Annotated in this window: 9 protein-coding genes; 8 read left to right on the plus strand and 1 reads right to left on the minus strand. The window is 73.0% G+C overall.

Annotation, left to right across the window (positions count from 1 at the left end):
- Positions 1-90: 90 nt before the first annotated feature.
- On the minus strand, positions 91-1,224 hold the full coding sequence (locus ABT041_RS10380) for an FAD-dependent monooxygenase (protein WP_351182161.1): 1,134 nt from the start codon (positions 1,222-1,224) through the stop codon (positions 91-93).
- 556 nt (positions 1,225-1,780) lie between these two features.
- Here ABT041_RS10380 and ABT041_RS10385 point away from each other — a divergent pair.
- The 8 genes from ABT041_RS10385 (at position 1,781) to ABT041_RS10420 (ending at position 14,896) form a co-directional block, all read left to right on the plus strand.
- Positions 1,781-3,259: a sugar transferase gene (locus tag ABT041_RS10385; protein WP_351182164.1), complete on the plus strand. Its 1,479-nt coding sequence runs from the start codon at positions 1,781-1,783 to the stop codon at positions 3,257-3,259.
- A gap of 70 nt (positions 3,260-3,329) precedes the next feature.
- Positions 3,330-4,646, plus strand: coding sequence for a nucleotide sugar dehydrogenase (locus ABT041_RS10390; RefSeq protein WP_351182167.1), 1,317 nt, complete (start codon positions 3,330-3,332; stop codon positions 4,644-4,646).
- On the plus strand, positions 4,636-5,901 hold the full coding sequence (locus ABT041_RS10395) for a glycosyltransferase family 4 protein (RefSeq protein ID WP_351182170.1): 1,266 nt from the start codon (positions 4,636-4,638) through the stop codon (positions 5,899-5,901). The genes ABT041_RS10390 and ABT041_RS10395 overlap by 11 nt, the downstream gene beginning before the upstream one ends.
- A complete protein-coding gene (locus ABT041_RS10400; RefSeq protein WP_351182173.1) occupies positions 5,898-7,265 on the plus strand; it encodes a YveK family protein in 1,368 nt (455 codons plus the stop codon). The genes ABT041_RS10395 and ABT041_RS10400 overlap by 4 nt, the downstream gene beginning before the upstream one ends.
- Entirely contained in the window at positions 7,262-8,791 is a 1,530-nt protein-coding gene (locus tag ABT041_RS10405) for a Wzz/FepE/Etk N-terminal domain-containing protein (protein WP_351182176.1), read from the plus strand. The genes ABT041_RS10400 and ABT041_RS10405 overlap by 4 nt, the downstream gene beginning before the upstream one ends.
- A gap of 2 nt (positions 8,792-8,793) precedes the next feature.
- Positions 8,794-10,728 (plus strand): asparagine synthase (glutamine-hydrolyzing), encoded by a 1,935-nt coding sequence (gene asnB / locus ABT041_RS10410; RefSeq protein ID WP_351182179.1) that lies wholly within the window; start codon positions 8,794-8,796, stop codon positions 10,726-10,728.
- Between the two features lie 17 nt (positions 10,729-10,745).
- On the plus strand, positions 10,746-12,950 hold the full coding sequence (locus tag ABT041_RS10415; protein WP_351182182.1) for a bi-domain-containing oxidoreductase: 2,205 nt from the start codon (positions 10,746-10,748) through the stop codon (positions 12,948-12,950).
- Entirely contained in the window at positions 12,947-14,896 is a 1,950-nt protein-coding gene (locus tag ABT041_RS10420; RefSeq protein WP_351182184.1) for an alginate lyase family protein, read from the plus strand. Before ABT041_RS10415 ends, ABT041_RS10420 begins: the two co-directional genes overlap by 4 nt.
- Positions 14,897-14,904 lie beyond the last annotated feature (8 nt).

A 14,904-nucleotide genomic window follows, 5' to 3' on the forward strand; every position in this document is an offset into this window, starting at 1 on the left:
GGGGGAACTCCGGCCCCTGGGTGCCTGGCAGGGCTCGGCGGGGGGCCGGACGGTGGTCGGCCCCCGCCCGGCCCCCCTCGACGAAGGGGTCTAGTACGGCTCCACGAGGACGTGGGCGGCTCCGGGGACGCCGATCTCCAGGAGCGCGTCCTCCTCTGGAGTGGTCGGCGCGCCCATCTCCTGCTTGAGGACGGCCCGGGACATGGCCTGCACCCACAGGGCACGGGGCCGGCGGCGCGCCTCCCAGGCTTCCAGGGCCTCGGGGACCGAGGCCGCGGTGTCCAGGGACTCGGCGAGGACGAGGGCGTCCTCGACGGCCATCGCCGCTCCCTGGGCGAGGTGCGGGGTGGAGGCGTGGGCGGCGTCGCCGGCCAGCACCACCCGGCCGGCGTGCCAGGGCTCCTCGACCGTCACCTGGGAGATGCGGGAGTAGACGACGGCCGCCGGGTCGGTGACCGCTCCGAGGGCCTCGGCGACGGGCCCGGAGAACATCGCGAGCCGCCCGGCGAGCTCCTCGTGCGCGCGTGCCGGGTCCGGACGGAAGTCCTCCGCCTCGGCGAACACCGCTCCCAGATACATGAGTTCGCCGGTGATGGGGGTGAGCAGGGCCTTCGCCTTCCCGCCGGCGGTGGCCATGACCACACCCCGTACGTCGGGGTGGCGGGGCACGGTGACCCGCCAGTTGGCGAAGCCGGTGTACGCGGGCGCGTACCGGTCGCCGTAGAGGCGGGTGCGCAGGGGGGAGCCGATGCCGTCGAAGCCGACGACCAGGTCCCAGCGGTCGGTGGAGCCGTCGGAGAGCGTGACGGTGACGCCCGTACCGTCGTCGTCGAGTCCGGTGGCGGTCACGCCGAAGCGGATCTTCGCGCCCGCGGCGACGGCGGCGTCGCCGAGCACCTTGGCGAGGGCGGGCCGCGGGATGCCGTTGCTCGCCGGGGCGTCGCCCATGCGCGGCTGGGGTATGCGCGCCAGCGGGTTTCCGGCGGGGTCGGCGATGGTCAGGACCTCCCATGCGAAGCCCGCCGCGAGGCAGGCGTCGAGCACCCCCAACTCCCCCATGACGTGGAGGGCGTTGGACGGCTGGATGATGCCCACGCCGAGGGCGTCGAGCTCCTCGCGGAGTTCGGCCACCTCCACGGTGTGGCCGCGGCGTGCGAGCGCGGTGGCGAGCGTGAGGCCGCCGATGCCTCCGCCGTGGATCAGAACGCGCAGGGATGTCGCCATCTCGGGTGTCTCCAGAAGGTGATCGAACAGGGCGGAGGAGTGTAACCCCCGCGCGTGGAGCCCGGGTTGCCCCCTCGACCGCCCGCGACCAGGTTAAAGAACAAGCCAAGCTCGGTCCGGCCGTCCGTGCCGATCACTCCTTGATCGCCCGGCGCCTACAGCCCGCTGAACGCCCGTTACCACAGGTCACAAGGCACGTCTCCGTCATGAGGGCTTCTGCGGGCGATTGTCCGACGGATGATCAACCTCCAAAGCTTCAGCACAAGTTGCGCACATCCCTCTTCTGGAGGGCTCTGATGCTCTAGATTGACCTTGCTTCACAAGCCCGGACACCAGGCGACAAATGATGATCTATCGCCTGGCAGGGGTGTTCGAGTAGCGCTGCGGTACCCGGTACGTCATTCGCGGGGTGGGCGGATGGCCGGGAGGAGGAACAGCGCGGCGCGGGGGGCGGGGGCCTCCCGAGGGGAGGAACAGTGCGGGAGGCGGGGGTCTCCCGGGGGGAGGAACCGTGTGGGGCCAACACGTCGAGTCCACTGGCACCCTGGGGGGGTCCGTGCAGCAGGGGGAATTGGTCAGCCCGTTTCCATCGGCGCGCGACCGGCTGGACAGCGGAACGTTCGGCCGGACCGCGAGCGACTGGGAGCAGCGGTACCGCCGAGCCGTGATCGCCAGCGACACCGTGGCCACCGCCTTCGTCGTGGCGGCGATCGGCGGCTTCTTCGGCGCCCGTCAGGCCGCCAACTGGCATGAGAAGTGGGGCATTCTCGCCTTCGGCACCGAGCTGCTCGTCCTGGGTGCGCTCGCGGTGAACCGCTCGTGGACTCCGGCCGTGCTCGGCCAGGGAGCCGAGGAGTTCCGCCGGCTCGGGCGCTCCCTGTTCACGGCGACCATCGTCCTCGCGCTCGGCGGGATCGCCCTGACCTCGCACAACATCAAGCTGTGGATCTTCGTCGCGATCCCCGCGATCGCGCTCACGACCATGACGACGCGGTATCTGCTGCGTCTCTGGCTGCACAACCAGCGCAAGGAAGGACGGTGCCTGCGGCCGGTGCTCGCCGCCGGCAGCCCGACCACCCTGCGCGACCTGATCTCCCGGACCCGCAAGTTCCCGCACCTCGGCTGGCGGGTGGACGCGGTGTGCACGACGGACGGTCTCGCGCCGGAGGGTGACCAGCTGGACGGAGTGCCGGTCGTCGGCCCGCTGGCGGAGGTCGCCAACCACGTCCGCCGCGACGGCTACCGGGTCGTCGCCATCACCCCGGACCCGCACTGGTCGCCGGACCGGCTGCAGCGGCTGGCGTGGAACCTCGAGGGCAGCGAGGCCGAGATGGTCGTGGCGCCCGTGCTGATGGAGGTGGCCGGTCCGCGGCTGCACGTCGACGCGGTGCTCGGGATCCCGCTGCTGCGGGTCAGCATGCCGACGTTCACCGGGGGCCGCCGGGCGATCAAGGGCGTCGTCGACCGCGTGGGTGCGGCCCTCCTGCTGCTGCTGTTCGCGCCGCTGATGCTGCTGGTCGGGCTGCTGGTCCTGGTGGACAGCCGGGGCGGGGCGCTCTACAGCCAGCGCCGGGTCGGCAAGGACGGCCGCGAGTTCACCATCCTCAAGTTCCGCACCATGGTCGTCGGGGCCGACCGGGCGCGTGCCGCGCTGGCCGACCGCAACGAGGGCGCCGGCCTGCTGTTCAAGCTCCGCCGGGATCCGCGGGTGACCCGGGTGGGGGCGGTGCTGCGCCGGTACTCGCTCGACGAGCTGCCGCAGCTGTTCAACGTGCTCACCGGTTCGATGTCGCTCGTCGGGCCGCGGCCTCCGCTGCCGGAGGAGTGCGCCGCGTACGGCCCGGACGTCCGGCGGCGGCTGCTCGTCAAGCCCGGCCTGACCGGTCTGTGGCAGATCAGCGGGCGCAGCGACCTGTCGTGGGAGGAGGCGGTGCGCCTCGACCTGCGGTACGTGGAGGACTGGTCGCTCGCCCTGGACACGGTGATCTTGTGGAAGACGCTGCGTGCGGTGCTGTACGGGCAGGGGGCCTACTGATGCGCGGGGACCGTCGAGCCGGCACGTGGACCGCAGGCCGGGAGGGCCTGCCTGGGGGGAGGAACGAGTCATGAGAGTCAGCGTTTTCGGGCTCGGCTACGTGGGCTGCGTGTCGGCCGCGTGCCTGGCCAGCCTGGGGCACGAGGTCATCGGGGTGGACGTCAACCAGGTGAAGGTCGACCTGGTCAACGACGGCAAGGCCCCGGTCGTCGAGGAGCGGATCGGTGAGCTCATCGCCGAGGTCGTGCGGACCGGCGCGCTGCGCGCCACCGCCGACGTCCGCGAGGCGATCGCGGCCAGCGACGTGTCACTGGTCTGTGTGGGGACGCCGTCGGAGCCCAACGGCAGCCTGTGCACCACCTATCTGGAGCGGGTCACCGAGGAGATCGGCGCCGCGGTGGCCGAGCGCGGCGGGCGGCACACCGTCGTCTTCCGCAGCACGATGCTCCCCGGCACCTGTCTGAACCTGCTGGTGCCGATCCTGGAGAAGTACGTCGGCGGCACGGCCGGGGTGGACGTGGGGGTCGCGGTCAACCCCGAGTTCCTGCGCGAGGGCACGAGCGTGCGGGACTTCTTCGACCCGCCGAAGACCGTCATCGGCGAGCTCGACGCGGCGAGCGGCGACGTGGTGGCGGCGCTGTACGAGGGGCTGCCCGGCGAGGTGTTCCGGGTGCCGGTCCCGACCGCCGAGGCGATCAAGTACGCGGACAACGCGTTCCACGGCCTCAAGATCGGCTTCGCGAACGAGCTGGGTGCGGTGTGCCAGGCGCTCGGGGTCGACTCGCACCAGGTGATCGACGTGTTCCTCGCCGACCGCAAGCTGAACATCAGCCCCGCCTATCTGCGGCCCGGCTTCGCCTTCGGCGGCTCCTGCCTGCCCAAGGACCTGCGCAGCCTCGTCCACGCGGCGCAGCGGGCCGACGTCTCGGTGCCGATCCTCTCCCACGTGCTGCCCTCCAACGCGGACCATCTGCAGCGCGCGGTGGAACTGGTCGAGCGGACCGGAAAGCGCCGGGTGGGCATCTTCGGCCTCTCCTTCAAGCCCGGCACCGACGACCTGCGCGAGAGCCCGCTCGTCGAGCTGGCGGAGCGGCTCTTCGGCAAGGGGTACGAGCTGCGGATCTACGACCCCAACGTGAACCTCTCCCGGCTGCTCGGCGCCAACCGGGAGTACATCGAGACCCGGCTGCCGCACCTCGCGCAGCTGCTCGCCCAGTCCGTCGACGAGGTGCTCGAGCACGCCGAGGTGTGCCTCGTCGGGACCAGGGACCCGGCCGTCCTCGCGGCGCTGCCGCACGGCGAGAGCCCGGTGATCGTCGACCTCATCCACCTTCCCGACGCCGAGGCGCGGCGGGCCGAACCGGGGTACGTGGGCCTTGCTTGGTGAGACGACCAGTGACGTCGGGGCTCCCCGGCGCGCGCTGATCCTGGTGGAGAACCTGTCGGTGCCGTTCGACCGGCGGGTGTGGCAGGAGTGCACGACGCTGCGCGACGCGGGCTGGGAGGTGCACGTCATCTGCCCCCGGGGCGAGAAGCGGGACACGGAGCCGGAGGCGGTGATCGACGGGGTGCGGATCCACCGCTACCCGCTGCGCGCGGCGACCGGAGGGCCGGCCGGCTATCTGCGGGAGTACGGCACCGCGTTGTGGCACACGGTCCGGCTGGCCCGCAAGGTCGGCCCGGTCGACGTGGTCCACGCCTGCAACCCGCCGGACCTGCTGTTCCTGCCCGCCCTGTGGCTGAAGCGGCAGGGGGCCCGGTTCGTCTTCGACCAGCACGACCTGGTGCCCGAGCTGTACCTCTCCCGGTTCGACCGCGGCAAGGACCTGCTCTACCGCGGCGTGTGCGCGCTGGAACGGGCGACCTACCGGGCCGCGGACATCGTGCTCGCCACGAACGAGAGCTACCGGGACGTCGCGGTGCGCCGCGGCGGCCGGCGGCCGGAGGACGTCTTCGTGGTGCGCAGCGCACCCGACACCGACCGGTTCCACCCCGTGCCGGCCGAGCCGGAGCTCAAGCGCGGCAAGCCTCATCTGCTGTGCTACCTGGGCGTCATGGGTCCGCAGGACGGCGTCGACTACGCCTTGCGGGCCCTCGCGAAGCTGCGCGACGAGCTCGGGCGGACCGACTGGCACGCGGTGTTCGTCGGCGCCGGCGACGCCTTCGACGCGATGGTCGCGCTGTCCCGGCGGCTCGGGCTGTCGGAGCAGGTGCAGTTCACCGGGCGCATACCGGACGCGGATCTGGCGCGCTATCTGTCCACCGCGGACGTGTGCCTCTCCCCCGACCCGCGCAATCCGCTCAACGACGTGTCGACCATGAACAAGGTCCTGGAATACATGGTGATGGGCCGGCCGATCGTCTCGTTCGACCTCCGGGAGGCGCGCGTCTCCGCCGGTGACGCCGCCGTGTACGCGCCCGCCGACGACGAGGCCGAGTTCGCCAAGCTGATCGCGCTGCTCCTCGACGATCCCGAGGAGCGGGAGCGGATGGGCAGGATCGGCCAGGAGCGGATCGGCGGACCGCTCTCCTGGCGGAACTCCCAGCAGTCTCTGCTCGCCGCCTACGCGGCCGCCTGCCGTGACCGCGCTCCGCTGTCGGCGGGCGGCCCGAACCGGGGACGGAAGAGGCCGCGCCGTTGAGCGATGACACGATACGCCTGGTCACGGTCGGGCGGATTCTCCGCCGGCGCGGGCGCTTCCTCACCATCCTCGCGATGGTGGGCGCCCTCGTCGGCTACGGCACGTCTCTGCTGCTCCCGCCGCGCTACACGACCTCGGCCTCGGTGCTCCTGCCGGGGTCGTGGGAGGAGCGCGAGCTGCTGACCCAGACGCAGGTCGCGACCAGTTCGGTGGTGGTCGACCGCGCGGCCGCCGCCCTCAACTGGGCCGGCGTCGACGGCCTGGAGCTGAAGGAGCGGGTGAGCGCCGAGGCGGCCGACGGCAACATCATCAAGATCTCGGGCACGGCCGACACCCCGGAGCGCGCCCAGCGGCTCTCCGACGAGGTGGCCCGGCAGTTCGTCGCCTTCGCCGCGGACATCGTCGGGGACAGCAGCGACCCCGAGGCGGCGGCGAGGGTCGACGCGCTGCGCAAGTCGGTGACGCAGACCAACCGCCGCATCACCGAGCTGGCCGACGAGGCGGGCCCGGGGCGGTCCGTGGAGAGCGTGCAGACCCGCACCGAGCTCGCGAAGCTGCGGACCTCGCTCCAGGAGGCCATCGAGAAGCTGGATCAGGCCGGTCCTGCGACCAGCAAGGCCAGCATGGTCGTCATGGGGTCGGCGGCGCGGCCGACCGGTGAGGCACCGCCGACGAGGACGCAGCTCGTCGCCGCCGGGGCGGCCCTGTTCTTCCTGGTCGCGTTCATCGGCCATCTCGTCGCCGCACGGATGAGCCGCCGGCTGCGCACCGAACCGGAGATCGCCGCGGCGCTGGGGTCGGTGCTCCTCGGCGCCGTCGACGTACCGGGCGAGCGGTTCACGCACCGGCCGGGGGCCCGTGGCCCGCGGACCTGGTTCCGCCGGCTCCTCGGCGTCGACGTGCGGTGGGACATCCCTGCCCCGCGGGCCTCCGGGGACGAGGCGAGCCGGCGGATCCGCTACCGGCGGGTGTACGCCCGCCTGCGGGACCGGATCGAGACCCCCGGGCGGCTCCTCGTCCTCGTTCCGGACGGTGACGAGATCGCCCGGCGGGCCGCCGGGCAGCTCGTCGCCGAGGCCGGGGGCGACCCGGTGCTGCGCGTGGTGGGGGTCTCGGTGTCCCGGCCGATGGTGCCGGACCGGGACAAGGAGTCCGGTGCCCTGGTCGTGCTCAGCGCCGGCAGCTGGACCGCGGGCGAGCTCGCAGGCATCGCCGAGGCCTGCGCCGACGCCCGGCACGAGCTCGTCGGCGTCGTCCTCGCCGGCCCGGTCCGGGTCCCTTCGGCACGGTCCGCCGGCCGTTCCCGGCACACCGTCACACCGGCATTCGTGATGGCCAACGACACGACGGAAGGTTCAGGGTGACGACGAGTACGACTTCGGAGTCGTCGGCCGCCGCTCCACTGCTCGACCTGCACGTGCTGGTGGTGGCGGTGCGCAGACGGCGCCGCCTCTGGGGCTCCCTGGCGCTGGTCGGGCTGCTCCTCGGGGCCGCGTCGGCGATCCTGCTTCCGCCGCGGCCCACGGCGGTGGTCAAGCTGCTGGTCGCGCACCGGGAGGACCAGCCGAGCGACCCCGGAACGCTGATCCGTACCGACGTCGAGCTGCTGCGCACCACGCGGATCGCCAGTCAGGCCCTGCGGTCCCTCAAGTCCCCGGTGAAGGCGGAGGACTTCATGAAGGAGTACGAGGGGGTCGGTCTGACCAACAACGTGCTGCAGATCAGCGCGACCGGCGACAGCGACGCGGAGGCGATAGCCCGTGCCGGGGCGCTGGCCGACGCGTTCATCGCGGACCATCTGAGCCGGATACAGGAGGCCGCGGACGCCGAGTCCAAGGCCCTCCTCGACCAGCGTGACCGGATGCGCGAGGAACTCGCGCAGGTCAACAAGGCGATCGCGGACGGATCGTCGGACACTGGACCCGACGCTTCGGCGGGCTCCGAGTCCCTCTACTCCCGGCGGGCCGAACTCACCTCGCGGATCGCCGACTTCGATCAGCGCGCGGCCGAGGCGCGGATCGGCACGCCGCATCTCATCGCCGGTACGCAGATCGTGGACGCGCCGCGTGCGCTGCGGCACTCCCTGCCCAAGACCGCCGCCCTCAACGCGGCGATCGGTCTCACTCTCGGGCTCGCGCTCGGGCTCGCGGTGGCCGCGGTCGGCTCGGTGGTGGCGGACCGCCCCGTGCTGCGCCGGGAGATCGCGGCGAACCTCGGCGCCTCGGTCGTCGCGGAGCTGCCCCGCCGGCCCGCCCGGTGGTGGGGGCGGCGACGGACCCGGGCGGCGCGGGCCAGGCTCACCACCTCGCTGGCCCGCGCCGTGCGCGGCTCGGCGGAACCGATGTCGCTGCTCGAACTGGGCTGCGCGCGCAGTACGAGCGAGCTCGCCCTGGAGCTCGGCCGGGCGCTGAACGCGGAGGGGCCCATGGTCGTCGTCGACGGCCTGCCCGGTCCGGAGCTCGCCGGACACCGGCCGGCCCCGGGAGACCCCGTCGTCGTCGGCAGCGAGCGGGCGGCGGCCGGTTCGCATCAGGAGCGCCGGATCGGCGTCGGCTCGGTGGCGCCCGGCACGGCCTGGACCGACCTGCGGTACCTCGGCACCCGGACGGTGCTCGTCGTGCGCGCCGGACACGGCAGCGCGGCCTGGCTGCACACCGTGGCGCGGCAGCTCGCGGAGCAGCGGATCGCGGTGATCGGCGTGGTGCTGATCGACCCCGACGCGCGGGACCGGACCGACGGAACGCTGTGGGACGGGCCGCAGACCGCGCTGCGCGGACGCGACGGGGGTGCCTCGCACGCCGTTCGGGCGGTGGGCGAGGGCCGGTGGCGGACGGAGCGGGTGCCGATGTGGGCCGCGCGGGTCCCGGACAACGACCAGGAGGTGCGGTAGCCATGTGTGGCATCGCGGGCAGTTACCGGTGGCCGGACGGGAAGGCCGTGACCGACCGGCTCACCGACACCCTCGCCCACCGCGGTCCGGACGGAGCGGGCCGGTACAGCCATCCCGTCGGGGACGGCGAAGTGCACCTGGGGCACCGGCGGTTGGCGATCGTCGACCTGTCCGAGACCGGCGCCCAGCCGATGGCCTCGGGCGGCCTCGTCCTGACGTACAACGGCGAGCTGTACAACGCGCCCGAGCTGCGTGCCGAACTGGCCGCCGCCGGGGTGCGGTTCCGCGGTACGTCGGACACCGAGGTGCTCCTGGAGGCGTGGCGGCGCTGGGGCACGGACTGCCTGCCCCGGCTGCGCGGCATGTTCGCGCTCGGGGTCTTCGACGAGCGGACCGGTGAGCTGGTGCTCGCCCGCGACCAGCTCGGCATCAAGCCGCTGTTCCTGCTGCGGCGCGGTGAGGGCCTGGTGTTCGCCTCCGAGCTGAAGGCGCTCGCCGCCGCCACGGGTGGATCGCTGGAGGTGGACCACGCGGCCCTGGTGGCCTCGCTCCTCTACTACTGGGTGCCGGACTCGCGCTGCGCGCTCCGCGAGGCGGAGAAGCTGCCGCCGGGCAGCTGGCTGCGGTTGCGGCCCGACGGCCGGGTGGAGCGCGGCCGGTTCTGGAACCTGAGGGACGTGGCCGCCGAGGGCAGGGAGCGGGCCCGGTCCGGAGAGCTGCCGGATGTCGCCGCCGTCGTCGAGGAGTCGACCCGGCGCCATCTGCTCTCCGACGTCCCCGTGGCGACGTTCCTCTCCGGGGGTCTGGACTCCAGTTATCTGACCGCGCTGGCCGCCCGGGACCAGCCCGGGATCTCCGCCTACACCATCGGGTTCCGCGCCGAGGACGCCCGGTTCGAGGCGATGCCGGACGACCTGCGCTATGCCCGGCAGGTGGCGGAGCGGTTCGGCGTCGATCTGCACGAGATCGAGATCGCGCCGAACGTGCTCGATCTGCTGCCGCAGATGACGTACCACCTGGACGAGCCGATCGGCGACCCGGCCGCGATCAACACGTTCCTGATCTGCTCGGCCGCCCGGGAGGCCGGGGTCAAGGTGATGCTCTCGGGGATGGGCGCCGACGAGCTGTTCGCCGGATACCGCAAGCACCTGGCCAACCTGATCGCGCTGCGCTACCAGCGCGTCCCGCGGCCGCTGCGGCGCGGGCTGGCCGGGGCCGTGGACCGGCTGCCGGTCGCCTCGGCCCGCCGGGGGTACCGGTCGGTGCGCTTCGCGAAGCGGTTCCTGTCCTTCGCGGATCTGCCGGAGGAGACCGCGTTCCGGCGCAGTTACACGATGTACGACCAGGAGGAGCTGCTGTCCCTGGTCGATCCGGACCTGGCGGGGACGGTCGACGACGTGCTGACCGAGCACGCGGACGTCTACGAGGACAACGACCTCGACGACTTCGTCAACCGCATGTGCCTGGGTGACGCCCGGATGTTCCTGCCGGGCCTCAACCTCGCCTACACGGACCGGTCGAGCATGGCCGCGTCGACGGAGGTGCGCGTGCCGTACGTGGACGTCGAGGTGGTGAAGGCGGCGTTCGCCGTGCCGGGTGATCGCAAGATCGTCGGCCGGCAGGGCAAGGCCGTCCTCAAGGAGGCGGCCACCTCGATCCTGCCCAGGGAGATCGTGTACCGGCCCAAGGGCCTGTTCAGCGCCCCGCTGCGGGCCTGGATGAGCCGGGACCTGGCGCCGCTGGTGCGCGAGGTGGTCAACGACGGCGTGCTGGTCGAGTCGGGGTTCCTGCGGCGCGACGCGCTGGCGCGCATGGTCGCCGAGGACGCCGCCGGGCAGCGGGACTTCTCCAAGCATCTGTGGCATGTGCTGACCCTCGAGTACTGGTATCGCGGCATGGTCTCCGGGGCCGGCCGGGACGTTCGCCAGACGGCGTAGAAACAAGGGGACTTCTGGTGAAACAGGTTGTGCAGAACTACAAGAGCGGCGAGCTGGCGGTTCTCGACGTGCCGGTGCCGGGGTGCAAGCCGGGGGGTGTGCTGGTCCGCACCGCGTACTCGCTGATATCCACCGGGACCGAGCTGATGAAGGTGTCCGAGGCCGGCATGTCGATGCTGGGCAAGGCCCGCTCGCGTCCGGACCAGGTGGCCAAGGTCATGCAGAGCGTCGCCGTCAACGGGGTGCCCGCCACCTACCGCAAGGTGATGGGGAAGCTCGACTCGTACACGCCGCTGGGCTACTCGCTGTGCGGGGTGGTCGAGCAGGTCGGGGCCGGGGTCGACGACGTGAAGGTCGGCGACCTGGTGGCCTGCGCGGGCAACGAGCACGCGCTGCACGCCGAGCTGAACTGGGTGCCGAAGAACCTCTACACCCCGCTGCCGGAGGGCCTCGCGCCCCGACACGCGGCCTTCGGCACCGTCGGGTCGATCGCCCTCCAGGGCGTCCGCCAGGGCGAGCCGCAGCTCGGCGAGGTGGCGCTCGTCATCGGCCTCGGCCTCATCGGACAGCTGGTGGTGCAGCTCCTCACCGCCTCGGGCGTCCGCGTCGTCGGGGCCGACCCCGACCCGGCGCGCTGCGAGCTCGCCGAGCGTCTGGGCGCCGAGGCCTGCGGTGATCCCGCGTCCCCGGCCGTGGAGGCCGCCGTCGCCGAACTCACCGGCGGTCACGGCGTGGACCAGGTGTACCTGGCGGCCGGCGGGGGCAGCAACCAGCCCGTCGAGCTGGCCGCCCACCTGAGCCGGGACCGCGGGCGGGTCGTCGACATCGGCAAGTGCCGGCTCGACCTGCCGTGGAACGCGTACTACGAGAAGGAGCTCGACGTCCGGTTCTCCCGCTCGTACGGCCCCGGCCGCTACGACCCGGAGTACGAGCTGGAGGGCCGCGACTACCCGATCGGCTACGTGCGCTGGACCGAGCGCCGGAACCTGGCCTGCTTCCTCGACCTCCTCGCCCGGGGCAGCGTCGACGTGGAGCCCCTGATCTCGCACATCGCCGACTTCGACGACGCCGTCAAGACGTACCAGAGCCTCAAGGACGGCGAGCTGAAGGCCGTCGCGGTTCTGTTCCGCTACCCCGACCACGAGGGGGCGGGGGAAGCGGAGGCCCCGTCGGTGGCCGTGCCCGAGGTGCGGCGCGGCGACGCGGCGCCCGCGCGGACCCGGTACGCCAAGTCGCCCGTGCGCCTCGCGTTCGTCGGGGCGGGCAACTACGCGACGTCGATGCTCCTTCCGCACCTGGTGGGGCGCGACGGCGTCGAGCTGTCCACGGTCGTCACCACGACGGCGCTGTCCGCGGCCAACGCGCAGCGGAAGTTCGGCTTCACCCGGGCGACCACCGATCTCGACGCCGTGCTCGGCGATCCGACGATCGACGCGGTGTTCGTCGTCACCCGGCACAGCTCCCACGCCGCACTGACGAAGAAGGCGCTGTTCGCCGGCAAGGCGGTGTTCGTCGAGAAGCCGCTGGCGCTCGACGAGGACGAGCTGGCCGGGGTGGTCGCCGCGGTGGAGGAGTCCGGAAACGACCGGCTGCAGGTGGGCTTCAACCGCCGCTTCGCGCCTCTGCTCCAGGAGGCCGGCAAGCGGTTCGGCACCCGGACGGGTCCTGCGAGCCTCCGCTACCTGGTCAACGCGGGCCGGCTCGAGCACGGCAGCTGGTACCTCCGGCAGGGCACCGAGGGCTCGCGGTTCGCCGGCGAGGGCGGGCACTTCATCGACACCGCGAGCTGGCTCCTCGGGGCCGACCCGGTCTCGGTGTACGCGACCGCCGCCCCCGGCAACGAGGACCTCCAGGTCGTCCTGCGCTACCCGGACGGGTCCACCGCCACGATCGCCTACGTCACCAACGGCGCGCCCGGCTTCCCCAAGGAGACGCTGGACCTCGTCGCGGACGGCAAGGTGCTGCGGCTCGACGACTTCGTCCGTGCCTCGGTGTATTTCAAGAAGGGCGCGGCCGGCCCCGAGAAGTGGGTCAGTTCGCGGCTGCCCAAGGCCCGGGACAAGGGGCAGAACGCCGAACTGGCCGCGTTCGTCAGGGCCGTGCGGACCGGCGGTCCGATGCCGGTGCCGCTGGAGTCCCTGGTCGCCACCACGGCGGCCACCCTCGCCGTACAGACCGGTCTGGCCTCCGGTGCTCCGGTGACGCTGGCGGGGGCGCGATGAGCATGAGCGCGGCCTGGTACCTGCGGCGGCTCTCCCGGATGGGCCCGCGGGAGGTCGGCGGCCGGGTGGGCGACACGCTGCGCCGGCGCCGGTGGCGCTCGGCACGCCCGCAGTCCCCGGCCGTGACCGGTGCCCGGTTCACCGCGGTGCTGCCCCCGGGGGCGCTCGCCGCGGTGGCGCCGGACGCCGCGAAGCGTCTGGTGGCCGAGGCGGACCGGCTGATGGCGGGGCTGGCCGAGTACTTCGGGGTGGAGCGCGACGACCTGGTGGCCCCTGACTGGTTCCTCGACCCGAAGACCGGGCGCCGGGCTCCTGCCGGGTACGCCTTCGACGTGCCGTACCGGGACGAGGAGGCGTCCGGGGACATCAAGCAGATCTGGGAGCCGTCCCGGCACCAGTACCTCACCGTCCTCGCCGCCGCCTACGCGGTCACCGGGGACGAGCGCTACGCCGAGCGCGTGGCCGAGCACCTGCGGTCCTGGTGGGGGGCCAACCCGCCGCTGCGCGGTGTGCACTGGATCAGCGGCATCGAGCTGGGGATCCGGCTGCTGTCCTGGGTGTGGATCCGGCGGCTGCTGGACGGCTGGCCGGGCGCGGCCGGGCTCTTCGAGGACAACCCGGTGGCGGTGAGCCAGATCTGGCACCACCAGCGCTGGCTGGCCGCGTTCCCCAGCCGGGGTTCCTCGGCGAACAACCACGTCATCGCCGAGGCCGCCGGGCAGTTGGCCGCGGCGTGCGCGTTCGGCTGGTTCCCCTCCTCGGCGCGCTGGCGCGCCGACGCGCTGCGCTCCCTCGATCGGCACCTGCGCGGCAACACCTTCCTCTCCGGCCTCAACCGCGAGCTGGCGAGCGAGTACCACGGCCTCGTCCTCGAACTCGGCCTGGCCGCGCTCGCCGAGGCGGACGCCGCCGGTGTGCCCGTCCCCTCGACGGTCCGGCTGGTGCTGCTGCGGATGACCGACGCGCTCGCGGCCGTCGTGGACAGCCGGCTCCGGCCGCCGCGCCAGGGGGACGCGGACGACGGGCACGGTCTGATCGTGGACGGACCGGACACCGACCGGTGGGCCTCCCTGCTCGCCACCGGTGACGCCGTGTTCGGCCGGCTCGACTGGTGGCCCGAGGTGACCGCCACCGATGTGCGCACCCCGCTGCTCGCCTCGCTCCTCCGGCCGTACGCGAAGGGCGGAACCGTGGCGCGGCCCGCGAGCCGGCCGGACCACTTCGCCGACGCGGGCATGACCGTCCTGCGCGGTCCCGGTGAGATCTGGGCCCGCTGCGACGGCGGTCCGCACGGCTTCCTGTCCATCGCCGCGCACGCCCACGCGGACGCGCTGTCCGTGGAGGTCCGGCACGACGGGGTCGACGTCCTCGCCGACCCGGGGACGTTCTGCTACCACGGCCAGCCCGAGTGGCGGCAGTACTTCCGCTCCACCCTCGGCCACAACACCCTCCAGTGGGACGGCGCCGACCAGTCCGTCTCCGGGGGCCCGTTCCTGTGGACCCGGCACGCCCGCACCAGCGTCCTGGTCGCGGACACGGCGGGCGGGGGCGTGGCCCGCTGGTCGGCCGAGCACGACGGCTACGGGCCCGTCGTGCACCGCCGCCGGGTGGAACTGACCGCCGCGAGCCGGGAGCTGCTCGTGGTCGACGAGGTCCGCGGCGGGAACGGGCCCGTGCGGCTGGCGTTCCACCTCGGCCCGGCGATCGCCGCGGACCTGGTGGGGAACCGGGCGGTGCTCACCTGGACCGTGGACGGCCAGGACCGCTCGGCGGTGCTCGACCTGCCCGGGGAGCTGTCCTGGCGGGCGCACCGCGGCGAGACCGCGCCGCCGCTGGGCTGGTACTCCCCCGGCTTCGGCCGCAAGGAGCCCGCCACCACGCTCGTCGGCACCGGCTTCGCCGACGGGATGCAGGAGTTCACGACCGTACTCGGATTCAGCGGCTAGGAGGGGGG

Source organism: Streptomyces sp. NPDC002825, from assembly GCF_040295385.1.
GTDB lineage: Bacteria > Actinomycetota > Actinomycetes > Streptomycetales > Streptomycetaceae > Streptomyces.

Excerpts from the sequence above, each read along its gene's own strand:
- ABT041_RS10380 (WP_351182161.1), bottom strand. The coding sequence starts at position 1,224 with ATGGCGACATCCCTGCGCGTTCTGATCCACGGCGGAGGCATCGGCGGC.
- ABT041_RS10390 (WP_351182167.1), top strand. The coding sequence starts at position 3,330 with ATGAGAGTCAGCGTTTTCGGGCTCGGCTACGTGGGCTGCGTGTCGGCC.
- asnB (WP_351182179.1), top strand. The coding sequence starts at position 8,794 with ATGTGTGGCATCGCGGGCAGTTACCGGTGGCCGGACGGGAAGGCCGTG.
- ABT041_RS10420 (WP_351182184.1), top strand. The coding sequence starts at position 12,947 with ATGAGCATGAGCGCGGCCTGGTACCTGCGGCGGCTCTCCCGGATGGGC.